Here is a 21,469-nt window from a genome sequence, read left to right on the forward strand (position 1 = left end):
TCTCGGCGCGGACAGCCCCGAGGTGCGCCATGCAAACCGTCCTTCACTATTTTCGCTGGCCCTTCGGTCTGACACTGCTCGGGCTTGTGCTCGCCTTCTGGCTGGGCTGGGGTTATGCGGATACGCTCAACGGTGCGCTGTCCTTTCTCGCAATCGCGGCGGTGCTGGCGGTGCTCGAAATCTCGCTTTCCTTCGACAATGCCATCGTGAACGCCAACAAGCTGCGCGACATGACACCCGAATGGCAACGCCGCTTCCTGACATGGGGGATCGTGATTGCGGTCTTCGGGATGCGGATCGTGTTTCCGCTCTTGATCGTGGTGGTGGCCGCCGATCTTGGCCCGATCGAGGCGCTGCGTCTCGCCGCGCTCCATCCTGCCGAATATGCCCGGATCATCGAGGGGGCGCATGTCTCGATTGCTGGGTTCGGGGGCGCCTTCCTGATGATGGTGGCGCTCAATTATTTCATCGACGACGCCAAGGATGTGGACTGGATCGCCGCCATCGAACGGAGGCTGCGCGCCTGTGCGTCGATCCGCGGGCTGGAGATCGGACTGGTGCTGTCCATCGCGCTGCTCTTTGCCACGATCCTGCCCGAGGCCGAGGCGCAGGCCTTTCTCTTTGCGGCCGTGGCGGGGCTCGTCACCTTTCTGGCCGTCGAGGTGCTGGGGCAGGTGCTTGACCGCGCCTCGATCTCGGCCGAGGCGGCGAAGGGCGGGATCGGTGCCTTCCTCTATCTTGAAGTGCTCGACGCTTCGTTCAGTTTCGACGGGGTAATCGGGGCTTTTGCGCTGACGCATAACCTGTTCCTGATCGCCATCGGCCTTGGCATCGGCGCGCTTTACGTGCGTTCGATGACGATCATGCTGGTCGAGCGCAACACGCTCGCGCATTTCCGCTATCTCGAACATGGCGCGTTCTGGTCGATCCTGATCCTGTCGATGATCATGTTCGCGCAGACACTGGCCCATATCCCGGAACTCGTGACCGGGCTTCTGGGCGCGGGCTTCATCGGGTTCGCGCTGATGTCCTCGGTGCGGTTCAATCGTCTGGCGCAGGGGCTTGGGGCCGATGGCGCCGCCCATTTGCGGTGAATGCGGATTCGGGGGTCGACACCCCGGCGCGGCCCGCTAGTCTTAACCCAAATGATACGGGTTGGGCGCAAGCTGCCGGTCAGGCAGGCGCTCGGCCTTTCGGGAGGGTAGCAATGATTTATGCGCAGATGCGGTTCCTGCCGCTCGTGGTGACGGCGGTGCTGGCGGTTCTGTCGCTTGGGCTGATCGGGGTTTCGGGCTGGTTCGTGCTGCTGTTTCTGGTCTCGGCGGGGCTGTTCGCAGTCGGGATCTATGACCTGATCCAGAAGCGCCATTCGGTGCTGCGCAACTACCCGATCATGGGGCATATGCGGTTCCTCTTCGAAGGGATCCGCCCCGAGATCCGCCAATACCTGATCGAAAGTGATCAGGACGAGGAACCCTTCTCGCGGGAAGAACGCTCGATCGTCTATCAGCGTGCCAAGAATGTCGAGGATGCGCGGCCCTTCGGCACCCGGCAGCGGGTTTACGATTCCGGCTATCAGTGGATCACCCATTCGGTGCAGCCCAAGCATATCGAGGACACGGATTTCCGCGTGATGATCGGTGGCCCCGATTGCACGCAACCCTATTCGGCCTCGCTTTACAATATCTCGGCAATGAGCTTCGGCTCCCTTTCGGCCAACGCGATCGAGGCGCTCAATCGCGGCGCGGCGATGGGGGGATTTGCGCATGATACGGGGGAGGGCGGGATCTCGCGCTACCATCGGGTCGGCGGGGGCGATCTCATCTATGAACTGGGGTCGGGCTATTTCGGCTGCCGCAACCACGATGGTAGCTTCAACCCCGACAAATTCGCGGCTCTTGCGCAGGAGCCGCAGGTCAAGATGATCGAAATCAAGCTCAGCCAGGGCGCGAAACCCGGCCATGGCGGGATGCTTCCGGCGGCCAAGATCACCCCGGAAATCGCCGAGGCGCGCGACGTGCCGATGGGTGTGGACTGCATTTCGCCCGCCTCGCATTCCGCGTTTTCGACACCTTTGGAGCTGTGCTATTTCATCAAGGAATTGCGTGACCTGTCGGGCGGCAAACCGGTCGGCTTCAAGCTCTGTATCGGCCACCGGCGTGAATTCATGTGCATCGTCAAGGCGATGCTGCAAACCGGGATCACGCCCGATTTCATTGTGGTGGACGGTAAAGAAGGCGGCACCGGCGCCGCACCTCTGGAATTCTCGAACCATATCGGCATGCCGCTGGTCGAGGGGCTGACCTTCGCGCATAACACGCTGCGCGGGGCGGGTATCCGGGACCGGATCAAACTGGGCGCGTCCGGTAAGCTGGTGACGGCCTTCGACATCGCACGCATCCTCGCACTCGGCGCGGACTGGGCGAATTCGGCGCGCGGCTTCATGTTTGCGATCGGCTGTATTCAGGGGCAGGCGTGCCACACCAACCGCTGCCCGGTGGGCGTTGCGACGCAAGACCCGATCCGCCAGCGCGCGCTGGTCGTGCCGAACAAATCGCGCCGAGTCTATAACTTCCATCGCAACACGATGAAGGCCCTTGGCGAGATGACGGGGGCCGCCGGGCTCGATCATCCCGGCAAGTTCCTGCCGCATCACCTCTTGGTGCGCGAAAAGGACCGCGACATGAAGGTCGGCTCCGAGGTTTATCCCTACCAGCCCGAGGGGTTCCTCTTGCGCGGCGAGGATGTGGGCTTTGGCTTCCTGTCACGGTGGAACCGCGCCCATCCCGAGAGTTTCGCACCCCCCGATGACGGGGTCTGAACCGGGGGCGCCGCGCCCCCTTGGCGGGGCCGCGCGGCGCGGCTAAAGAGGGTGTCCAACATTGCCGGAGGCCCCCTTGGACAGCACGCAACGCATTCTCTCGACCATCGCTCAGGATATCGGCGCGGGGGCGCATCAGGTCGCCGCTGCCGTGACGCTTCTCGATGAGGGCGCGACCGTTCCTTTCGTTGCGCGCTATCGCAAGGAAGCCACCGGCGGGCTTGATGATACGCAGTTGCGGCTCTTGGCGGATCGGCTTTCTTACCTGCGCGAGCTGGAGACGCGGCGCGCCTCGATCCTCGAGAGTATCCGCGGCCAAGACAAGCTGACCGACGATCTGGCGGCGGCAATCCACAAGGCGGAGACCAAGGCCGAGCTTGAGGATATCTATCTTCCCTACAAGCCCAAGCGCCGCACCAAGGCGATGATCGCGCGCGAGAACGGGCTGGAGCCGCTGGTCGAGGCGATCCTCGCCGACCGTGCCGCCGACCCCGAGGCGCTGGCGGCAGGCTTTGTCACCGAAGCCGTGCCGAGCGTGAAGGAGGCGTTGACCGGCGCGCGCGACATCATCGCCGAGGGTCTGACCGAGAACGCGCAGCTTCTGGGCGATCTGCGCGGCTGGCTGCAAAAGGACGCGCTGGTGACCGCCAAGGTGATCGACGGGCAGCAAGAGAAGGGCGCGAAATTCTCGGATTATTTCGACCACCGCGAGGCTTGGGCGACGGTCCCCTCGCACCGCGCGCTGGCGATGCTGCGCGGTTCGAATGAAGGGGTGCTGACGCTCGATATTGGCCCCGAGCCCGAGGCGGGCGCGGCGCGGGCCGAAGCCATGGTCGCCGCCACGCTTGATGCGGGCGGGCCGGGCAAGGGCAATGACTGGTTGCGCGGGGTCGCGGGCTGGACGTGGCGGGTGAAGCTGTCGCTTTCGATGATGCTTGATCTCTTGGGCGAGATGCGTGCGCGGGCGCAGGACGAAGCGATCCGCGTCTTCGCGCGCAACCTCAAGGACCTGCTGCTGGCCGCCCCGGCGGGCGCGCGCCCGACGCTCGGTCTCGATCCGGGCATCCGCACGGGCGTCAAGGCGGCGGTGGTTGATGCGACCGGCAAACTGGTGGCGACCGAGACGCTCTATCCGTTCCAGCCGAAGAACGATCTGCGCGGCGCGCAGGCGGCGATCCTTGGACTGGTGCAGCGGCATGGCGTCGAGCTGATCGCTATCGGCAACGGCACCGCCAGCCGCGAGACCGAGCGGCTGGTGGCCGAGACGCTGAAACTTCTGCCCGCTGGGGTGAAGGCCCCGACCAAAGTTGTCGTCTCCGAAGCGGGTGCGTCGGTCTATTCGGCCTCGGAACTGGCCGCGAAGGAGTTTCCGGGTCTCGACGTGTCGCTGCGCGGTGCCGTGTCCATCGCGCGACGCTTGCAGGACCCACTTGCCGAATTGGTCAAGATCGAGCCGAAATCCATCGGCGTTGGCCAGTATCAGCACGACGTGGATCAGCACCGTCTGAGCCGCACGCTGGAAGCGGTGGTCGAGGATGCGGTGAACGCGGTTGGCGTCGATCTGAACACGGCCTCCGCGCCGCTCTTGACCCATGTGTCGGGTCTGGGGGCGAGCCTTGCCGAAGCGATCGTCGCGCATCGTGATGCAAACGGGGCGTTCGGCTCGCGCAAGGACCTGCTGTCCGTGCCGCGTCTGGGGCCGCGCGCCTTTGAGCAGGCGGCGGGGTTCTTACGTATCCAAGGCGGCACCGAGCCGCTCGACGCCTCGGCGGTCCACCCGGAGGCCTATGACGTGGCACGCCGGATCGTTTCGGCCTGCGGGCGCGATATCCGGGCGCTGATGGGCGACAGCGCGGCGCTGAAAAAGCTGCGCGCCGAGGAGTTTGTGGATGACCGGTTTGGGTTGCCCACCGTGCGCGATATCCTGTCCGAGCTGGAAAAACCCGGCCGTGACCCGCGCCCGAGCTTCAAAACCGCGAGCTTCACCGACGGGGTTGAAGAAATCCGCGACCTGAAGCCGGGCATGGTGCTTGAGGGGACGGTGACCAACGTCGCGGCCTTTGGCGCCTTCGTCGATATCGGCGTGCATCAGGACGGGCTCGTCCATGTAAGCCAGCTTGCCGACCGTTTCGTCAAAGACCCGCATGAGGTGGTGAAGGCCGGCGATGTGGTCAAGGTGACCGTGACCGAGGTCGATATTCCGCGCAACCGGATCGGGCTGAGCATGCGCCGCGATGGCGGGGCGTCTGCGCGCGAGGATCGTGCGGCGCGCGGCGCTCCGGCTGGCCCCAAGGGCCCCGGCAAAGGTCCGCGCGGTCCCAAGGGGCCGATGAAGGCAGGGCCCAAGGAGAGCGGCACCGGGGCCTTTGGCGCGGCGCTGATGGATGCGATGAAGCGGCGTTAATCCGCCATTTGGTAGGAAAGCTCGGCCATCATCTTGCGGAACTCGGGGGAGAGCTGGGTCAGGGCCTCGGGTGAGAGGCTCTGGCGCCATTTCCCGATCGAATCCGGCGTGATCGGGCGCAGGACTTGCGCGTGATGGGCATGCACGCCCACATCGCCAAGCTTCTGCGGCATCTCGGTCAGGAAGCGCGGCTCAAACCGCAGGCCCGCCCAGTCGAAGATCCGCGCGAAACTCTCTTCGGGGTCCCGCACAAGGTCCTCATAGCGCATCGCCAGTGTGCGCGGACCCTTGGGCAGGTGCTTGAGGCAGGCCCGGTTCGCCACCACCCACCTCTCCGCCGAGCCGCTCAGGTCGCGCATATCCGCCTTGATCTGCGAGGCCACCGCGTCGCGCCCGTCGCGGATCAGATGCAGATACCATGCCTGCGGATAGCGCCTGACGATGCCGCGCAGATGCATCGTGTTCCACGGCGTCTTGTCGCCCCAGCGCGCCGCCGGGTAGCCGTGCTCGCGCCCCATGAAGGCATAGAGCGCGTCGAACAGCGCTGGCAGTGTCTGACGCGCCTTGGGCCATGTGATTGCATCATCGGCGAAGGGCGAAAAGCTTTCGATATCCAGATCGGCGCGGTGTTTGTGGCGGTCGAAATAGGCGCAAAGCAGCCAGACTTTCTCGCGCCAACTCAGCCAGAACCAGCGCGGCCAGCGCTCGATGATCTCGCCGATCACATAGGTCTCGGGCGGGATGTAGATCTGCCCGGAGGCCATCAGAACCCGCCGGGTGAGCGTGTTCCCGGAGCGCGGCGCACCGACGATGAAGAGGGGGGGCATGCTCATCTGTCGGCTCCTGTCTGCGGGGCCGTTGCGGCCGTGGACGCGCGGCGGCGGCGGTGAAAGCCCAGCCATTTGCGCGCAAGGATATGGGGCGGCATCTCGCCTTGAGCGGGACGCCCGCGCGTCGCGGGCGTGGCCAGCAGGCGCTGATAGCGGGCCGCGATGTCTTGCGCCGAAAAACTCTGGCGGCACCAGTCACCGGCGTCTTTCGCGGGGGTGCGGTGCTGGTCGGGATGGGCGCGGATATGCGCGATAAGCGCGGGCACCTCGTCGGGGCGGCCATAAAGCGCATGCGGGCCAAAGGTCGGGCGCAGGCTCTGGTCAAGGATACAGCGGGTCTCCATCAGCATCGCCTCCGCCACGGTGCGCCCAAAGGCCTCGCGCCAGATCGGGGCGTGAAAATAGGAAAACACGTCGAGACTATCGAGAAAGTCGCGTACCGGCTCGGCGTTGAAGGGCAGGATGTCCCAGGCGCTCGTATCGACGCCATGGCGCGCGAAGAATGCCGGGTCAGCGCCCAGCACCCGGACCCGCGTCTGCGCATCGGCGGGCAGGCTGGCCGCGATGTCGCGCCCGCGCGCGGGCCATTTGTCGGGATGCGCGCGCCCGTGCCGCCCGATGGTCAGCACCGGCCCCGTCAGCCGTGGGCGGGTCGGGCGCCAGGTCGCAGTGTCGAAACTGTTGGGCCAGTCCTCGGGCGTGATCCTGATAAGCGGCGCGAAGCTCTCCAACTGCGCGCGCAGCAGCCCCGAGATCGGCACCCAGTCGGGGCGCAGCCCGAAATCGCGCCGGATCGCGCGGGTCACCTGAAGCGGATCGTAGCACAGCGCGCCATTGCCGAGGATCGGCGGGTGATGGGCGATCATGAAGGCGCGCTCCGCCGCGATCCTCGGAGCATGGCCGGTTGCGCTCTGGAAAACCTGCGGGTTGTGAAACAGTGCGGCCTGCGCGCGGATCGGCGCGCCTGCCGAGACCCGCGTGACGCCCTCGAGATCGCACAGGGCCTCAAGCGCGGGATTGACGCCATCGCCGGGCTGAAAAAATCCCTCCGAGCGGTGCAGGCACAGCCCCACCCGCAGACCATACGCCGCCAGCGCCCGGATATCGGTCACAACAGCCGCCGCGGTGCCGCCCATGAAACGGGGATCGGTGATGATCACGAGATCGGTCATGCCGGGATGCGTCTGCGCTGCTCCTTGGTCGGGATCGGTCTGGGTCAGGGTGACGACAGGGGGATGAAAAAGAAAGCCCATGCCCGAAAACCGGGCGCCGGGCGCGGGGGTAACCCCTATGTCGCGCGCAAAACCGCCCAAACTGCCCAAATCATGAGCAAAAATGCGCGAAACGGGCCGCTCTGGGGGCAAATCCGCGCGGCGCAGGGCGGGCTGTCTTTTCCGCGTGACAGAATCGCCGCCAGACTTAGGCTTGAGAGATGACCCCGAAGGAGCTCCGCACCATGCTGCATTTCGTCAAGCGTCTCGTGCCCGAGCCCGCGCTCGATGTGGCGCGATTGCTGGCCGGGCGCCCGCAAAGCCCGCAGGAGACCTATCTGCGACAGCAGCGCCGGGCGGGGACGTTCTCTTTCGTGCATATCAACAAATGCGGCGGCACCTCGGTCGAGCGCGCGCTCGGTCTGCCGAAGATTCACGACACGGCGCTGGAGCGGCGCGACAGGATCGGCGCGGATCGCTGGGCGCAGATGTTCACCTTTGCCGTGGTGCGTCACCCCTATGACAAGGTGTGTTCGCATTACCGCTACCGGATCAAGACGAACCAGACCGGGCTGGGCGCGGCGCCGATCCCGCTCAACGACTGGGTGCTGCGCGCCTATGGTGAGAAAGACCCGGCCTACTACGACCAGCCGCTGATGTTTGCGCCCTGCATCCACTGGATCACCGACGCGCGCGGCAAGATCATCGTGGATCATATCGCCAAACTCGAAGAGATCGACCAGGACTGGCCCTCGATTGCGGCCCGGATCGGGGTTGCGGCGGCGTTGCCCAAGGCCAATGCGACGAAACCGGCGGGGGCTTCGCGTGAACTGTTGTCAGAGGAGGCGCGGGCGCTGATCGACACTCTGTTCGATGAGGATTTCACCGAGTTCGGTTACAGCAAGGGCTAGGGCGTCAGCCTTCGCCACGTTGCCGGCGCAGGTGGCGCAGCTCGCGCAGGCTGTCCATGAGTTGCGCGCGAAACAGCGTCGCCATGACGAGCGCGAACACCGCCAGCCCAAGCCCGACCAGCAGACTGAGCCGCAGAACCGGGGCGAGCGTCGCCATCTCGAAGCCGCGATCCGCGCCGATCACCGCCGTGACCATCACCGTCGAGGCGACCGTCGCCGGGGCCAGCACGCGCAGAACATCCCCCAAAGACTGCCCAAGCCTGCGCTGGACCTGCGCGTGATAGGGCAGGAACAGCACGACCTGCGCGGCCAGATAGGCCCCGGCCAGCCATGCGGTCGAGCCCATCCACACCCCGAAAGCAAAAGCAGGCAGGAAGAAGCCGAGCCGGATCAAGGCCCATTGCATCAACCGATGGGCCTCGCCAAGGGCTTTCCAGAGCACCTGCGCGGTCCCGTTGATCGCCTGAACGCCGCCCGCGAGGCACAGGAAGGCGAGCGTCGGGGCCATCTCGGTCCAGCGCGGGCCGAGCAGAACCCGCACGAAGGGCTCGGCCACGCTCGCCAGCCCCGCCATGAGGGGGATCGTCACCAGCCCGATGAGCGCCAGAAGCCGCAGATACATCCGCCCGAGCCGCGGCAGGTCGTGTTTGACGCTTGCCATTGCCGGGTAGAGCGCGAAATTCGCCCCTTGCGAAAGCGTTTGCACCGGCAGTTGCTTGATCTGATAGGCGCGCCCGTAAAAGCCCAGCCACTCCGCGCCCAGATAGCGCCCGACCAGCAGGTTATCGGCCTGCCGGTTCAGATAACCGACGATGCTCGACCCTGTCAGATGCAGCGAAAACGGCAAGATCGCGCGGATGCCTGCCCAGTCGAACCCCGCGCCGAGCGGTGCCTTGGAGAGCGCCAGCGCGCCCGCCAGCTTGATCATCGGCACCGCGATCTGTTGCCCGACCAGCGCCCAGACCCCAAACCCCGCAAGCCCCATGGCGATCGCCACCGCCGCCGAACCAATGGCAGAGGCAATGTCGATCATGGCGATCTGGGTGAAGCGGTGTCGATCATGGCGATCTGGGTGAAGCGGTATTCGCGTTGCAGCCATGCAATCGGCGCAAGCGTCATCGCATGCAGCACCATCACCACCGCCATCGCCTGCGCGAGCGGCGCGACCTCGGGACGGGCATAAAAGGCGGCGAGCCAGGGCGCACTGAGAAGCGCGACAGCCCCCATCGCCACGCCCATCCCGGCATTGATCCAGAAGGCCGACGACCACAGCCGGTCCGACGGTGCATCCGCGCGCACCAGCGCCGTCGACAGGCCGACATCATTGAACAGCGTCAGGAACGCGACCAGCGTCATCGCCATCGCAATCAGCCCGAACGCCTCGGGCCCCAGAAGCCGGGCGAGGATCGGCAGCACGATCAGGAACTGGATGCCCTGCCGCGCCAGAATCGCGACGATATTGATCGCGGCGCCGCGTGCCGTCTTGCCTCCAAGGCCCATGCCTATCCCTCGATACGGCCCCTCGCGGGGCCTCGGGTCCAGCTAAGCGCAGGTTGGAGACGAAAGAAATGCCCGATCTGCCACGCGCCCGGATTGTCACGTCGCCTGCACAAAAATCGTGCAATCTCCGGGGGGTGGCGGCAGACCGCGCGCGTGCCGGTTGCGATAGCGGGGGGCTTGCGGCAGGCTGGCCGCAGCATAAGGCGAAGGGAGCCACGATGAACCAGCGCGTGACGGTGCTGCTGCCGACCTTCAACCGGGCGGGGCTGATCGGCGAGACGCTGGACAGTTTGCTGGGCCAGACGCGCCTGCCCGACGAGATCATCGTCATTGACGACGGCTCTGAAGACGCCACGCCCGAGGTGCTGGCCGGTTATGGCGAGCGGATCACGGTGCTGCGCAAGCAGAACGCCGGAAAGGCGGCGGCGCTCAATGACGGGTTGGCGCGGGCGCGGGGCGATCTCATCTGGATCAATGATGATGACGACCTGATCCTGCCCGAAACCTGCGCGCGGCTCGCGGGCGCGCTCGAGGCCGATCCGGGGCTCGATTTCTGCGCGGGCCGGCACGAGGATTTCGAGGTGAACCCGAAAACCGGGGGGCGCGACCATCGCGCGCCGGGCTATTGGCGTCCCTCGCAGCCCGACGAGATCTTTCCCGATCTGCTGGAAGGGTGCCACATCTTTCAGCCCGGTCTGATGGTGCGGCGTGCGGTCTATGACCGGGTCGGGCCGTTTCGCACCGATCTGACGCGCTCGCAGGATTACGAGATGATCCTTCGCATCGCGCGGCATCACCGCGGGCGGGTTCTGCCGGAGCTTGCCTTCCTGCATCGCGAGCACAAGGGCGCGCGGGGCAGTGCGGGCGAGCGTTTCGCGGCGCAACAGAACGCGGATCGCTGGAAGGTCTTCAATCACCGGATTTTCAGTGCGCTTCTGGCCGATCTCGATGATGCGGAGCTGTTCGATCCCGTTCAGTGGCAGGGCACCGCGCCCGAGGCGCGTCCGCGTCTGGCTGCGATCAAGCGCGGCTGCGTGATGGCGCGCCAGCGCATGTGGATCGAGGCCCTCCCGACCTGGCGGGACGCGGTGCTGCGCGATACGGGACCGTTTTCGCCGGCCGAGATCGCTCTGCTGCATCGGTCCACGACCTCGCCGCTTGGTGCGCCGGAATTGTTCGACGATCCGGCGGTGCGCTTGGCGCTCAGGGATTTGTCGCGCTGTGGCCCGCGCGGACAACAGATCTTGCGGGTTCTGCAACGCAGCACGCGGTGGCAATTGCGCCGTGCGTTACAGCGGCGGGAATGGCTTCAGAGCGCCCGAATCATGCGCTTCCTGATTCCCTTCTCGTGAGGGGCTTGCCTGACGTAAGGGCACGTTCTTGCATGTAACATGTCCGAAAAATGCCACAATTCGCCCAAAATTTGGGCAAAAACGACGAAACTACCCAGAAAGATAGGTCGTTTACGCCTTTTCACACGGCTGACATGATCAAACGGTCAAAAGTTTAATAGAGTGTTAACAACACAAAAGAACTGACGGAAATGCGTCAAATCGACCCTGGGGCAGGGGGACGACAGTGACTTTGCGAGTGCGGAACGTCGAAGAGATTTGAACCCCTGGGAGACGCTAAATGACAGTGGAATTTATCCGCAATTTCGAGACTGCGGTCGCCCAACCTGTTTTTGTCCAAGATCGTAAATCGCGCGCTCAGAAAGCTCCTCCGACTGGTGGAATGATCAAGCGCATCATGGATATTACTTTGGTTGTTCTGGCCGTGCCATTTTTACTGCCGTTGATGCTCGGCCTATATATGCTTGTGAAATTAACAAGCCCCGGTCCGGCATTTTACGGGCATAGCCGCGTGGGCTTTGGCGGGCGTGAATTCAAATGCTGGAAATTCCGCTCGATGGTGCTCGATGGGGATGCCGTTCTCGAGGCGCATTTCCGCAAGAACCCGGCCGACCGGATGATCTGGGAGAGCGAGCGCAAGCTGCGCCATGACCCGCGTGTGACCCCCGTTGGTGCCGTGCTGCGCAAGCTGTCGCTCGATGAACTGCCGCAGCTTTTCAATGTGATCACCGGCGAGATGAGCCTTGTCGGGCCGCGTCCGGTGGTGCGGGATGAGTTGGAGAAATACGCCGCCTCCGCCGGCCATTACATGCGCGCGCGTCCGGGTCTGACGGGACTTTGGCAGGTTTCTGGTCGCTCGGAAACCACCTACCGGTATCGTGTGAAACTTGACCGTTTCTATGTGTCGCGCTGGAGCGCCCTGCTGGATATCTGGGTTATTCTGCGCACCATTCCTGCGGTCGTCTTCTCGCGCGGGGCGCATTGAGTCGCGATTTCGGTTTGGCGCGGGCAACCGCGCTGGCGATTGCGATCGCCGCCGGGCCTGTCCATGCTGGCCCGAGCGATATCCTGCCCTCGGATCAGTTGCGTCTGCGGGTGATGGAATGGCTTCCGCTTGAAGGTGAAATCAAGGATTGGTCAGCAATTGCAGATGCTTACACCGTTGCCGCCGATGGCACAGTAACCATTCCTTTTGTCGGCACGCTGCCCGCTGCGGGGCGCAGCACCGAAGCGCTTGCGCAGGAGATTTCCGAGGCGCTGTTTCAACGTTTCGCGCTGCCCGATTTGCCTGCGACGGCGGTTTCTCTGAATGCGCGCAGCCCGGTGATGATCACCGGCGAGATCCGGGCGCCGGGGGATGTGCCGTTCGAGGTCGGGATGACGGCGCGCCATGCGATTGCGCGGGCGGGCGGCGTCGGTTTTGCCGGGGCTTTGGGGCCGCGCAGTCCCGAGGAGCGGCTGGAGGCCGAAACCCAACTGGCGATTCTGCGCGACCGTGAAGACGGGTTGATGCTTCGCGCCGCGCGGCTCCGGGCCGAGATTTCCGGGGCCGATCAGCTTGAACCCGAGGCGATGCGCGCGGGGGGGCGCGGCGAGACCTTGCGCCAGCAGGAGGAAGAGCTGCTGCGGCTTCACCGGGATCAGAATGCCCGCGAGATTGCGCTGATAGATGGGCGTCGAGATCTTCTGTCTAATGAAATCAATGCATTGGAGGCAAAAGTTCAGTCGCTCACACATCGCATGGAGCTTGCCGCGGATCAGAAGCAGGCGATGGAGAGCCTTGCGCAGCGGGGGCTGACGGTGAATGCGCGGCTGTTCGATGCCGAGCAGATGCTTGCCACGCTCGAGACGCAGTTGCTCGATACCCAAACGGCGATTTTGCGCGCGAAACAGAACCTTGCGACGGCGGAAACCGACCGGTTGGAGCGGGTCGAGGGCCGGTCGGCATCGCTCTTGGTTTCGCTTCAGGAGACCGAGCAATCCCTGGCTGAAACCCGGAATCGACGGATCGCGCAGCAGCGCAGCGTGATGATGATGCAGGCGTCGGCGGGCGACTGGTCGAAGACGCTGGAGGTGACGATCCGGCGTATGATGGCGGGGGATGTCGAGATCCTGACGGACGCACTCGACACGGCGCTTCTGCCCGGCGACCTCTTGGAGGTCACCCTGCGCAACCCGGAAGATCAGGGCTAAGCGATTTATTCTATTGGTAAAAGGTAGCGCCGATCTGGCTGTGATGGTTGCTGTGCGCGGCGATGGCGCCCGAATTTGTCGCGGGCGATCCCTTTGGCGATGGGCAGAAAGTTCTGCGGCGGGGCGAGGGCAAAGAGCAGCGCGCGCAGCAGGCCCAAATCGCGCTTGCGATCCAGAAAGGCGCGCAGCAGGTAGCGATCGCGCAGATGGTCGCGATGTGCCCGCATTGCATGTCGCTCGCTCGGGTGCAGGTCGCGCAACGCCCGATGCGTTTGCGTAGCGCGCAAGAGCGCCGCCAGATCGGCGGTGCGATGCTGCCCGCTCAGAGAATTCGATCGCACGCGGGCGGCATAGCCAAGCTGACGGCTCAACTGGAACCGCGCGCCTTTGGCAAGCATGCGCACATAGAGATCGTAATCCTCTCCAAGCCAGAGCGCGGGGTCATAGCGCAACCCGTGGCGATCCAGAAAATCGCGCGAAATCAATGGCTTGAGGAATCCCAACTCGCCCCGCGCAATGCCTGGCGCGGGAATGTTTCCGGCGATGAACTCTGCGAGGTCGAGCGCCTGAAAGGCGTGATCCGCCACGTCCGGCAATTCGGACGGGGTGACGATGCCGGGGCGCTCGTCAGGAACGAAGACGATGTTATCCGCGACCATGTCGAACGCGGGGGCTGTCAATAACGCGGCAAAGCGACCTGGCAGCAGGTAATCGTCGGCATCGAGAATTGCGAGAAACGGTGCGTTCGACGCGTCGATGGCGTGATTGCGGGCCCGCGCGGGGCCGATATTCTGCGTTTCCTGAAGAATGCGCAGCCTGTCATCGCCCTCTGCCGCGGATTTGGCGCGCGCGGCGGTGTCATCTTGTGACGCATCATCGACCAGCACCAGCTCGCTCACTTCGGGTTCTGCCAGAGCCGAGCGCACCGCGTCCGCGATCGTCGCGGCGGCATTGCGCGCAGTGATGATGACGCAGACCGGTCCCGTCATCCGGCTGACCCCTCGGAATTTGCCCGGCGGTTTTGCCTTTGCAGGGCGCCATGATACAGGATCGAAAGCGCGGAGCGCCCGGCTTCGCGCAGATAGCGCAGCGGTGAGGGTCCGCAGAGTGCCCAGAGCAGCCGCCGTCGCCGTGGCCAGGGCAGGCCGGGTTTCCACGGGGTGATCAACATCTCGCGCAAGCTCTGCGACGTCAAATCGGGTAAGGGTGAGGGGTGCCGGGCGAGCCGCGTTCCAAAGCAGGCATCCGCCGCGTGACGTGCGAAGCACAGGGTTTCCGCTAACCCATGCTGGGAGGCATTTTCATAAATCAGATCAATGTCCTGCGGTTCGTTCTTTGCGTGAGACGCACGCAGATCGGCGAGGGCGCCAAGGCAGGGCTCATGCGCCAGAAACGCCTTGGCCACGCTGATCGCCGCGATCAACCCGCGATCGCCGGGCGACAACACGGGACAGGCTGCCCCCTGAAATGTCATGATCTCGCGGCGGTCGATGAATCCTTGCAGCGCGTGTGGGCGTGGCAGACCGGGTTGTTGCACCCCGTGATGGAGGTCGATCACGGTCCGGTCGCCGGGTCGGGTCAGATGCACCTCGCTCAGAAAACGCGACCACCAAGAGGCCATCGCCGCCTCGGTGGGGCGATATCCGAGCCGCTCAAGCACGGCGCGCGCGCGATGCCGATCGCGCGGGGCAACCAGCAGGTCGATATCGCCAGCAGGTTTGCGCAACGGGTCACCATACAGGGCGACCTGCTGCAACGGCCCCTTGAATTGCAGATGCGCAATGCCGGCCTCGGTGAGATGTTGCGAAGCCTCGAACCCGGCACGCAGGGCGGCGTGATTGCCCATCATGACCCGCAAGCGCGTCTGCGCGATCCGCTGCGGCAGGGCGGCGCAGCTTGCGGGCCAGCTTTGCGGTTCTTCGGGCAGGAACAGGATGACCTTGTTCAGCCGGGCAATATGAAACACGAATTCAGGATCGATCCCGTCGGGCGGCGCTGATGGCGGCGCGCCGAACCGCGCGCCGACCGCGTCCAGAACGACCTGTGCCTCGCGTTCGAACGATTGTCCCTCGAAGCGTCGAAACTGGGCGGGGTCAAAGGTCAATACCTGCTCTCCGTCTGGCCGCCGGACCTGCGGCTTCACGCCCCATAAAGGCAGAGACCCGCCGGGAGAATCAACCGTCTCGGCAACGAATCGCTCAGGGTGCGGAAAAATAATAAAATGCCTGCTCAAAAAATGGTCGATATTTATTGAGCTGCGATTATCGCCTTCGCGATATTTTAGAATGGGACGCGATATGTTGTGGTCGCTGTCTGTAAATATCTAGATTGGGCCGAAACCCCTAGCTTTTTAAGGTGTATTGATTGACTTGGCGTCACTTCCGCCGCACCCTGAAACAGCGTGGTTCGTATTAATTTCGGGCCATTGCATAACGCAACTTGAGACGGGGAAGTTATTATGAGCCTCAAGAAGACCTATGCCGCGCCGCGGCTGAGCGTTCACGGCAAGCTCGAAGATCTCACCCATGGTCAGACCTCGGGCAGCAAGCTCGACGCGGACTTTCCGGATGGGACGCCGTTTGGCGATCTGACCTTCTCGTAAAGAGAAGCCTCGAACGGGGCAATGATCGCGGCCGAAGCGGCCTTGTCGCTTCGGCCGGTTTTACTGCGGAGGGTGGTCATGAACGCGATGATTGATGAAAGCCGTTTTCGTCATGTCACCGATTGTGTGTCCTGCGCGTACGGGGAGGGGATCGCGATCCTTGACCTGCGCACGAACCTGTATTTCAGCCTTGACCCGGTGGGGGCACTCATTTGGGAAAAGCTGCAAAATCCCTGTTATCCACACGAGATCATCTCGGCTGTCGCGGCGGAGTATGAGATCGCGCCCGAGCAATGCGCCGATGATATCGCCGCGCTGCTGAGCGATCTGGAAAGCAATCATCTGATCGAGCCGGTGGAATGACGGAATTGCGCCTGCGCTCCCGGCTTGCCCGGTTGTCGCGCCACGATCTGGCGCTGTTGTTGCGGGCCTTCGGGGTTTTGCTCTGGGTGCGGCTCAACCTGTTTCTGCATCGCACGCCGTATCTGCGGGGCAAGATTGCCCAACTGGCTGCGCGGGCACCGCTGGACCCGGCGCCAGCGGCTGCCGATCTGCGCGAAGTGGTCTGGTCGGTGCGCAATGCGGCCCGGTTCGTGCCGGTGGGGAGCTGTCTGACGCAAGCGCTTGCGGGGCAGTATTTGCTCGCTGCGCGGGGGGCTGAGACCACCGTGCGGCTGTCGATGCCAATTGCGGGGACCGATCAGGCCCCGGCCTTCCGCCCCCATGCGTGGCTGATGTCGGGGCGCATGATCTTGCTCGGGGGTACGCCAGAAGAACTGGCGCGCCATCGCGCCCTGGTCGAATTTCACCCCGACCGTCCCGATGCCGGGGTGCCGGTTTCGTCTATCGGCGCGCCGTTCGGAACGGAGGCGCCCCCGTCATGAGTGGCTTCACCGGCTATCTTCACCACGGAGGGCATGGCGGGATGGCCGATGCCCTGTGTCGGGAGATGCTGGGACGCTGCGCGCATCGGGGACCGCACGGGCTTCATGTGCATTGCGAGGGGGCTATGGCGCTTGGCCACGCCTGGCTCGACGCGACCGGGGATGGTCCGGGCCCGTGGCAATGGCGCGATTCCGGGCCGGTGCTGAGTGGCGATCTGAGCCTGACCAATGCGCGCGCGCTCTGCGCAGAGCTGGGCATCTCCGAGGTCAGTGACGGGGCGGCGATCCTGGCGGCCTATGACCGCTGGGGGCGCGATTGTCTGGCGCGGCTTGAGGGCGAATTCGCCTTTGTCTTGTGGGACCCGGAGCGGCGGCGGCTTCTGGGCGCGCGCGACCGCTTTGGCGTCAAGCCTTTCGTCTATCATGCTGCCCCGCGCGGTCTGGCCGCGGCCAGCGAGATCGGGCCGGTTCTGGCGGTGTTGGGCAGCGACCCGCAGCCCGATGAGCGTTGGATCGCGGCTTATCTGTCGGGCTATGTGTTCGAGGCGCATCGCACCGCCTATCGCGGTGTCGAGCGTCTGCCGCCGGGGCATCTTTTGTGTCTTGAGGGGGACCGGGTCACGATCGAGCCCTGGTGGGTGCTGGAACCCGACCGGGTGCCGGTCGCAGAGGCGCCCGAGGCGCTGCACGCGGCGCTGAGCGATGCGGTTTCGACGCGGATGCGGGGCGGTCCGGTCGGTTCGATGCTGAGCGGGGGGCTCGATTCCTCGACCGTGTCCTGTCTTGCGGCGCGCACGAGCGTGCGCCCGGTGCCCGCGCTGTCGCTGCGCTATTCGACGCGGCCCGAGTTGGACGAGGGGGCATTCATCGACGCGGTGCGCTCGGGCGAGAATCTGTTGCCTTGCGATATCGACGTGACCCAATCGCTGGTGCTTGATGACATCGAAGGGATGCTCGCGCAGCAAGAACAGCCTTTCCTCGGCTATGGCTCTCCGATGATGCGGCACCTGCTTGATGCCGCACAGGCGCAGGGCTTGCGCGTGATCCTGAGCGGGCATGGCGGGGATGAGGTCATCGGCAAGGGCCAATGGCATTTCGCCGAGTTGGCGCGGCGCGGAAAATGGATGCAACTCTGGACACTTACGGGCCAGTTCGCCGCTTTTACCGAGGCGCGTCGCAGCGAAGAATTCAACCCGCTCCTGCGCCATTACGGGCCGCGCCCGTTGCGGGCGCTGCTGCGCAGGCTGGCGCCCGAGGCGACCAGCTTTGACCCCTATGAATGGCGCGCGCTGGTCAATTCCGAGTTCGCCGAGCGGGTCGATCTGGTGGCGATCGCACGCGCGGCGCGGCTGCCCGATAGCGCAGACGACCGCGACCCCGAGCTGACCGCGCATCTGAATCTGCTGCGTCCGACCGATGTGGCGAGCGGCTTCGAGGTGCTCGACCGGGCGGCGGCGCATCGCGGACTGGAGCCGCGCTACCCGTTCTACGACCGCCATGTCGTAGCGCTCTGCGTCGGTCAGCCGTCGGCGGCCAAGATCGCGCAGGGGCGGCCCCGCTCTTTGCTGCGCGCGGCGATGCGCGACGTGTTGCCGGCGAGCGTGTGCAACCGGCACAGCAAGATGGATTTCACCCGCAATTTCTGGGCAGGGATGCGCGCCGATCCGACCGGGCAAATCGAGGGGTATCGTCACATGATCCCCGAGCGTCTTGCGCCCTATGTCGATGCGCAGACCCTGCATCAGGCCGCCGAGCGTGCGTTGAAGGCGCCCGAGCCGGACACCACAGCCTTGCGGCAGGTCTGGCGGGCGCTCTGGCTCGACAACTGGCTGGCCAGGCTGTCCAATAGCTCTCAGGCCACGCCCGTGCCGATGGCCCGACTGGCCGAGGGGGGCGCATGAAACCGACCGATCCGAAATCCCTGACCGAGAGCGCGGCGGGCGTGTTCACCTATCGCAGCTATGGGCTGGTGATCCGGTCCGAGATCGTGCTGCCCGAATTCGACCCAGCGACTCCGGGGGGCGCCCCGGTTCAGGTGGCGATCCGGCGTGGACCCGTCGCTTTGCCAGAGGGCGTGCGCGCGCTTGGGGCGTGGTTCGAGTTTTCGGACAGTGGTGTGCGCTTCTGGTGGCAGGCGGTCGGGGGCTTTGCGGTCTCGGCGGATGGCTCCGAGGTAACCGTCGAATACGGGGCGGGCGTATCGGACGACCTGATCGCGTTTCCGCTGCTCGGTCCGGTGCTCTCCGAGGTTCTGCGTCGTCAGGGTTTGTTCGTGCTGCACGCCTCCTCGGTGGCATTCGAGGGGCAGGGCCTCGCGCTGATGGCGGATAAGGGCACCGGCAAATCGACCACCGCCACGGCGCTCTTGCGGGCGGGGGCACGGTTGCTTGCCGATGATCTGGTGGCGATCCGGCCCGATCAGAACAGCATCGTGCCGGGCTTCGGGCAGGTCAAACTCGCCGAGGAGGCGCTTACGCAACTGCCCGAAGGTTCGGCCGTTCCGCGCCCGCATGTGCATGATCAGATCGACAAGATCCGGGTGCTGGTGCCGGGGCTGATGGCGCCCGAGCCGGTCCCGGCGCGACGGCTTTACGTGCTGGTGCGCGGGGGCGGGTCCGAGGCGCGGATCGAGCGGCCCGCCACGGGTGAGATGGTGCCGGCGCTCCTGCGTTTTGCCTATGCGGACCGGTTCGGGCGCGCGGGCCCACAGGGCGCGGAGGCGGCGCGCCAGTTCCGCGACGCGGTGGCCGTGGCGCGCCACAGTGCCGTGCGTCGGTTGATCCTGCCCGACGGGGTGACAGAGCTTGACAAGGTGATCGCGGCCATTCGGACCGATTTGGGAGAGGCGCCATGAGCACCGATCTCTCGCCCCAACCCGAAGAGCCGCTGAGCGCGCGCGAAGCCTTCCATGATGTGCTGGGCGTGATCTCGGCGCTCAAGGATATGGGGCGGGTGAAATTCTGGCTGGCGCTCGGGGCGCTTACGCTGAGCAGCCTGACCGAAGGCGCATCGATCGTGCTTTTGCTGCCGATCCTGCATATCATCGGGCAAAGCGATGCGGGGGTGCGTGCCATTGATCTGGGCGGGCGCGAGGTGCTGGGCCTCGCGCTGCCCGATGTGTCACTGGGCCTGCCGGTCCTGCTGAGCATGGTGGTCGGGCTGGTGGCGCTTCAGGCGCTGTTCAACCGGGTGAAATCGGGCTTTCTGACGGGGCTTCTCTACGATTTCACCAACCGCATCCGCCGCGAGCTGTTTCGCGCTGTGGCCGAGGCCCGCTGGGACCGCGTGAGCCGGTTTCGCGGCTCGGAGCTGGAACATGCGTTGACCGGCGAGATTGCCCGGATTCAGACCGTCTCGATGGTCACGCTGATGCTGTTGCAGGGGCTTTTGGGGATCGCGATCTATCTGGCGCTGAGCGTGGTGATCTCGATTCCGATGTCGCTGTTCTCGGTGGGGTTCGGGGTGCTGGCCTTCGTGCTGATGCGCCCCTTCCGGCGGCGCGCGGCACGGTTCGGGACGCTCATTCAGGCCAATCGCAAGCGGCAATATGCGACGGTTGCGGATTTTCTGGCGGGGCTGAAAAGCGCGCGCAGCATGAATGGCGAGGGCGTGCATGTCGCCTCTTTCGAGGGAATTCTCGATCAGGCGCGTGGCGATGCGCGGGAATATTCGCGCCATGCTGCAACCGGGGCGGGGCTGTTTCAGGTGGCTTTGGCGGCGGGGGCGGCACTGTTCATCTACCTGTCGCTGATATGGGCGGGGCTGGCGATTTCGCAAATCGTTGTGCTGTTGCTGATCCTGATGCGGCTCGCCCCGCGCTTCATGGGAGTGCAGGGGCAGATGCAGCAATTGCTGATCGACCTGCCGGCCTGGCGCGATGTGCACCGCTTGCGCGATCAGCTTGTCGCGGCCCGCGATGACAGCGCAAGCCGGATCGTGCCGATCGCGCCGCTGAGTGACGGGATCGTGCTGGAGGATGTGACCTATCGCTACGATGAAGGTCCGGATGCGCCCGCGGCGCTGGTGGGGTGCTCGCTTAGCATTCCGGCGGGGCAGGTGACGGCGCTGATCGGGGCGTCGGGGTCGGGCAAGAGCACGGTGGCCGATCTGGTGACGGGGCTGATCCGGCCGCAGGCGGGGCGGCTTTTGTTTGACGGGCGTGAGCTGGGACCCGAGGAGCTTGGCGGCTGGCGCGAACAGATCGCTTATGTGCCGCAGGACAGTTTCCTGCTCCATGAATCGATCCGGGTGAACCTGCGCGCGGTGGCGCCCGAGGCAACTGAAGCCGAGATGCGGGTGGCGATCCGTCAGGCGGCGGCGGAGTTCGTCGATGACCTGCCGCAGGGCCTCGATACCAAGGTGGGCGATCGCGGGGTGCTCTTGTCAGGCGGCCAGCGCCAGCGCATCGCGCTGGCCCGTGCGCTGTTGCGCAAGCCGCGTTTCCTCGTGCTCGATGAGGCGACCAGCGCGCTCGATTGGGCCAGTCAGGACCGGGTGGCCAAGGCGGTGCAGGCGCTTGGCGACGAGGTGACGGTGCTCACCATCGCGCACCGGCCCTCGATGGTGCGCTTTGCGAGCACGGTGTACACGCTTGAGGCGGGCCGCGTCGTGGAGGCGGGGCGGAGCGAGGATCTGTTGCGCAATGACGAGGGGCATCTGGCACGGATGATCCGTCATGAGGCAGGTGGCGGCACCCGTTCGGGCAGCCGGACGGTCTTGCGCGTGCAAGGGGCAAGACTCGGAGCCTGAGCCATTCTGACG

Annotated in this window: 19 protein-coding genes; 13 read left to right on the plus strand and 6 right to left on the minus strand. The window is 65.0% G+C overall.

The window, feature by feature from the left end:
- Positions 1 to 29 precede the first annotated feature (29 nt).
- From P0X85_RS13405 to P0X85_RS13415, 3 genes are all read left to right on the plus strand, one after another.
- The gene (locus tag P0X85_RS13405; protein WP_275814310.1) at positions 30 to 1,094 is read left to right on the plus strand and encodes a DUF475 domain-containing protein; all 1,065 of its coding nucleotides are present in this window, start codon (positions 30 to 32) and stop codon (positions 1,092 to 1,094) included.
- Positions 1,095 to 1,207: 113 nt separating this feature from the next.
- Positions 1,208 to 2,821, plus strand: coding sequence for an FMN-binding glutamate synthase family protein (locus P0X85_RS13410; protein WP_275814313.1), 1,614 nt, complete (start codon positions 1,208 to 1,210; stop codon positions 2,819 to 2,821).
- Between the two features lie 76 nt (positions 2,822 to 2,897).
- Positions 2,898 to 5,225 carry a Tex family protein gene (locus P0X85_RS13415; protein ID WP_275814316.1) on the plus strand — a complete coding sequence of 776 codons (2,328 nt, stop codon included), beginning with the start codon at positions 2,898 to 2,900 and terminating at the stop codon, positions 5,223 to 5,225.
- On the opposite strand, the gene P0X85_RS13420 is transcribed toward P0X85_RS13415, so the two are convergent.
- Entirely contained in the window at positions 5,222 to 6,058 is an 837-nt protein-coding gene (locus P0X85_RS13420) for a sulfotransferase family protein (RefSeq protein WP_275814319.1), read from the minus strand. The two genes, P0X85_RS13415 and P0X85_RS13420, sit on opposite strands and share 4 nt — an antisense overlap.
- On the minus strand, positions 6,055 to 7,308 hold the full coding sequence (locus P0X85_RS13425) for a glycosyltransferase family protein (protein WP_275814322.1): 1,254 nt from the start codon (positions 7,306 to 7,308) through the stop codon (positions 6,055 to 6,057). Before P0X85_RS13425 ends, P0X85_RS13420 begins: the two co-directional genes overlap by 4 nt.
- 179 nt (positions 7,309 to 7,487) lie before the next feature.
- On the opposite strand from P0X85_RS13425, the gene P0X85_RS13430 reads away from it, so the two are divergent.
- Positions 7,488 to 8,177 carry a sulfotransferase family 2 domain-containing protein gene (locus P0X85_RS13430; RefSeq protein WP_275814325.1) on the plus strand — a complete coding sequence of 230 codons (690 nt, stop codon included), beginning with the start codon at positions 7,488 to 7,490 and terminating at the stop codon, positions 8,175 to 8,177.
- 4 nt (positions 8,178 to 8,181) lie between these two features.
- Here P0X85_RS13430 and P0X85_RS13435 read toward each other — a convergent pair whose 3' ends face one another.
- Complete coding sequence (locus P0X85_RS13435; protein ID WP_275814329.1) at positions 8,182 to 9,210, minus strand: oligosaccharide flippase family protein; 1,029 nt, start codon at positions 9,208 to 9,210, stop codon at positions 8,182 to 8,184.
- Positions 9,207 to 9,677 (minus strand): oligosaccharide flippase family protein, encoded by a 471-nt coding sequence (locus tag P0X85_RS13440; protein ID WP_275814332.1) that lies wholly within the window; start codon positions 9,675 to 9,677, stop codon positions 9,207 to 9,209. The genes P0X85_RS13435 and P0X85_RS13440 overlap by 4 nt, the downstream gene beginning before the upstream one ends.
- Before the next feature lie 218 nt (positions 9,678 to 9,895).
- Between P0X85_RS13440 and P0X85_RS13445 the strand changes: the two genes are divergently transcribed.
- From P0X85_RS13445 to P0X85_RS13455, 3 genes are all read left to right on the plus strand, one after another.
- Positions 9,896 to 11,029: a glycosyltransferase family 2 protein gene (locus P0X85_RS13445; RefSeq protein WP_275814334.1), complete on the plus strand. Its 1,134-nt coding sequence runs from the start codon at positions 9,896 to 9,898 to the stop codon at positions 11,027 to 11,029.
- Between the two features lie 382 nt (positions 11,030 to 11,411).
- On the plus strand, positions 11,412 to 12,014 hold the full coding sequence (locus P0X85_RS13450) for a sugar transferase (protein ID WP_275814337.1): 603 nt from the start codon (positions 11,412 to 11,414) through the stop codon (positions 12,012 to 12,014).
- Positions 12,011 to 13,222, plus strand: coding sequence for a polysaccharide biosynthesis/export family protein (locus P0X85_RS13455; protein WP_275814340.1), 1,212 nt, complete (start codon positions 12,011 to 12,013; stop codon positions 13,220 to 13,222). The genes P0X85_RS13450 and P0X85_RS13455 overlap by 4 nt, the downstream gene beginning before the upstream one ends.
- 5 nt (positions 13,223 to 13,227) lie before the next feature.
- On the opposite strand, the gene P0X85_RS13460 is transcribed toward P0X85_RS13455, so the two are convergent.
- Together P0X85_RS13460 and P0X85_RS13465 are read right to left on the minus strand one after the other, a co-directional pair.
- Positions 13,228 to 14,211: a glycosyltransferase family 2 protein gene (locus P0X85_RS13460; protein WP_275814343.1), complete on the minus strand. Its 984-nt coding sequence runs from the start codon at positions 14,209 to 14,211 to the stop codon at positions 13,228 to 13,230.
- Positions 14,208 to 15,326 (minus strand): nucleotidyltransferase family protein, encoded by a 1,119-nt coding sequence (locus P0X85_RS13465; RefSeq protein WP_275814347.1) that lies wholly within the window; start codon positions 15,324 to 15,326, stop codon positions 14,208 to 14,210. Before P0X85_RS13465 ends, P0X85_RS13460 begins: the two co-directional genes overlap by 4 nt.
- 354 nt (positions 15,327 to 15,680) lie before the next feature.
- Here P0X85_RS13465 and P0X85_RS13470 point away from each other — a divergent pair, with 354 nt between their 5' ends.
- Genes P0X85_RS13470 through P0X85_RS13495 form a run of 6 tightly spaced genes read left to right on the plus strand, consistent with a single transcriptional unit; the run spans position 15,681 to position 21,457 of the window.
- The gene (locus P0X85_RS13470) at positions 15,681 to 15,824 is read left to right on the plus strand and encodes a hypothetical protein (RefSeq protein WP_275814350.1); all 144 of its coding nucleotides are present in this window, start codon (positions 15,681 to 15,683) and stop codon (positions 15,822 to 15,824) included.
- A gap of 21 nt (positions 15,825 to 15,845) precedes the next feature.
- The gene (locus P0X85_RS13475; RefSeq protein WP_275814353.1) at positions 15,846 to 16,187 is read left to right on the plus strand and encodes a PqqD family protein; all 342 of its coding nucleotides are present in this window, start codon (positions 15,846 to 15,848) and stop codon (positions 16,185 to 16,187) included.
- Positions 16,184 to 16,708: a lasso peptide biosynthesis B2 protein gene (locus P0X85_RS13480; RefSeq protein ID WP_275814356.1), complete on the plus strand. Its 525-nt coding sequence runs from the start codon at positions 16,184 to 16,186 to the stop codon at positions 16,706 to 16,708. The genes P0X85_RS13475 and P0X85_RS13480 overlap by 4 nt, the downstream gene beginning before the upstream one ends.
- Positions 16,705 to 18,609: an asparagine synthase-related protein gene (locus P0X85_RS13485; RefSeq protein WP_275814359.1), complete on the plus strand. Its 1,905-nt coding sequence runs from the start codon at positions 16,705 to 16,707 to the stop codon at positions 18,607 to 18,609. The genes P0X85_RS13480 and P0X85_RS13485 overlap by 4 nt, the downstream gene beginning before the upstream one ends.
- Complete coding sequence (locus tag P0X85_RS13490; protein WP_275814362.1) at positions 18,606 to 19,562, plus strand: phosphoenolpyruvate carboxykinase (ATP); 957 nt, start codon at positions 18,606 to 18,608, stop codon at positions 19,560 to 19,562. The genes P0X85_RS13485 and P0X85_RS13490 overlap by 4 nt, the downstream gene beginning before the upstream one ends.
- On the plus strand, positions 19,559 to 21,457 hold the full coding sequence (locus P0X85_RS13495; protein WP_275814365.1) for an ABC transporter ATP-binding protein: 1,899 nt from the start codon (positions 19,559 to 19,561) through the stop codon (positions 21,455 to 21,457). The genes P0X85_RS13490 and P0X85_RS13495 overlap by 4 nt, the downstream gene beginning before the upstream one ends.
- Positions 21,458 to 21,469: the final 12 nt, after the last annotated feature.

Origin of the sequence: Pseudothioclava nitratireducens, from assembly GCF_029210495.1 — a bacterium.
GTDB lineage: Bacteria > Pseudomonadota > Alphaproteobacteria > Rhodobacterales > Rhodobacteraceae > Pseudothioclava > Pseudothioclava nitratireducens.

What these genes read in the sequence shown, in the direction of transcription:
- P0X85_RS13405 (WP_275814310.1), top strand. Translation starts at nt 30, where the DNA reads ATGCAAACCGTCCTTCACTATTTTCGCTGGCCCTTCGGTCTGACACTG.
- P0X85_RS13410 (WP_275814313.1), top strand. Translation starts at nt 1,208, where the DNA reads ATGATTTATGCGCAGATGCGGTTCCTGCCGCTCGTGGTGACGGCGGTG.
- P0X85_RS13420 (WP_275814319.1), bottom strand. Translation starts at nt 6,058, where the DNA reads ATGAGCATGCCCCCCCTCTTCATCGTCGGTGCGCCGCGCTCCGGGAAC.
- P0X85_RS13425 (WP_275814322.1), bottom strand. Translation starts at nt 7,308, where the DNA reads ATGGGCTTTCTTTTTCATCCCCCTGTCGTCACCCTGACCCAGACCGAT.
- P0X85_RS13430 (WP_275814325.1), top strand. Translation starts at nt 7,488, where the DNA reads ATGACCCCGAAGGAGCTCCGCACCATGCTGCATTTCGTCAAGCGTCTC.
- P0X85_RS13435 (WP_275814329.1), bottom strand. Translation starts at nt 9,210, where the DNA reads ATGATCGACATTGCCTCTGCCATTGGTTCGGCGGCGGTGGCGATCGCC.
- P0X85_RS13440 (WP_275814332.1), bottom strand. Translation starts at nt 9,677, where the DNA reads ATGGGCCTTGGAGGCAAGACGGCACGCGGCGCCGCGATCAATATCGTC.
- P0X85_RS13445 (WP_275814334.1), top strand. Translation starts at nt 9,896, where the DNA reads ATGAACCAGCGCGTGACGGTGCTGCTGCCGACCTTCAACCGGGCGGGG.
- P0X85_RS13450 (WP_275814337.1), top strand. Translation starts at nt 11,412, where the DNA reads ATGATCAAGCGCATCATGGATATTACTTTGGTTGTTCTGGCCGTGCCA.
- P0X85_RS13460 (WP_275814343.1), bottom strand. Translation starts at nt 14,211, where the DNA reads ATGACGGGACCGGTCTGCGTCATCATCACTGCGCGCAATGCCGCCGCG.
- P0X85_RS13470 (WP_275814350.1), top strand. Translation starts at nt 15,681, where the DNA reads ATGAGCCTCAAGAAGACCTATGCCGCGCCGCGGCTGAGCGTTCACGGC.
- P0X85_RS13475 (WP_275814353.1), top strand. Translation starts at nt 15,846, where the DNA reads ATGATCGCGGCCGAAGCGGCCTTGTCGCTTCGGCCGGTTTTACTGCGG.
- P0X85_RS13480 (WP_275814356.1), top strand. Translation starts at nt 16,184, where the DNA reads ATGACGGAATTGCGCCTGCGCTCCCGGCTTGCCCGGTTGTCGCGCCAC.
- P0X85_RS13485 (WP_275814359.1), top strand. Translation starts at nt 16,705, where the DNA reads ATGAGTGGCTTCACCGGCTATCTTCACCACGGAGGGCATGGCGGGATG.
- P0X85_RS13490 (WP_275814362.1), top strand. Translation starts at nt 18,606, where the DNA reads ATGAAACCGACCGATCCGAAATCCCTGACCGAGAGCGCGGCGGGCGTG.
- P0X85_RS13495 (WP_275814365.1), top strand. Translation starts at nt 19,559, where the DNA reads ATGAGCACCGATCTCTCGCCCCAACCCGAAGAGCCGCTGAGCGCGCGC.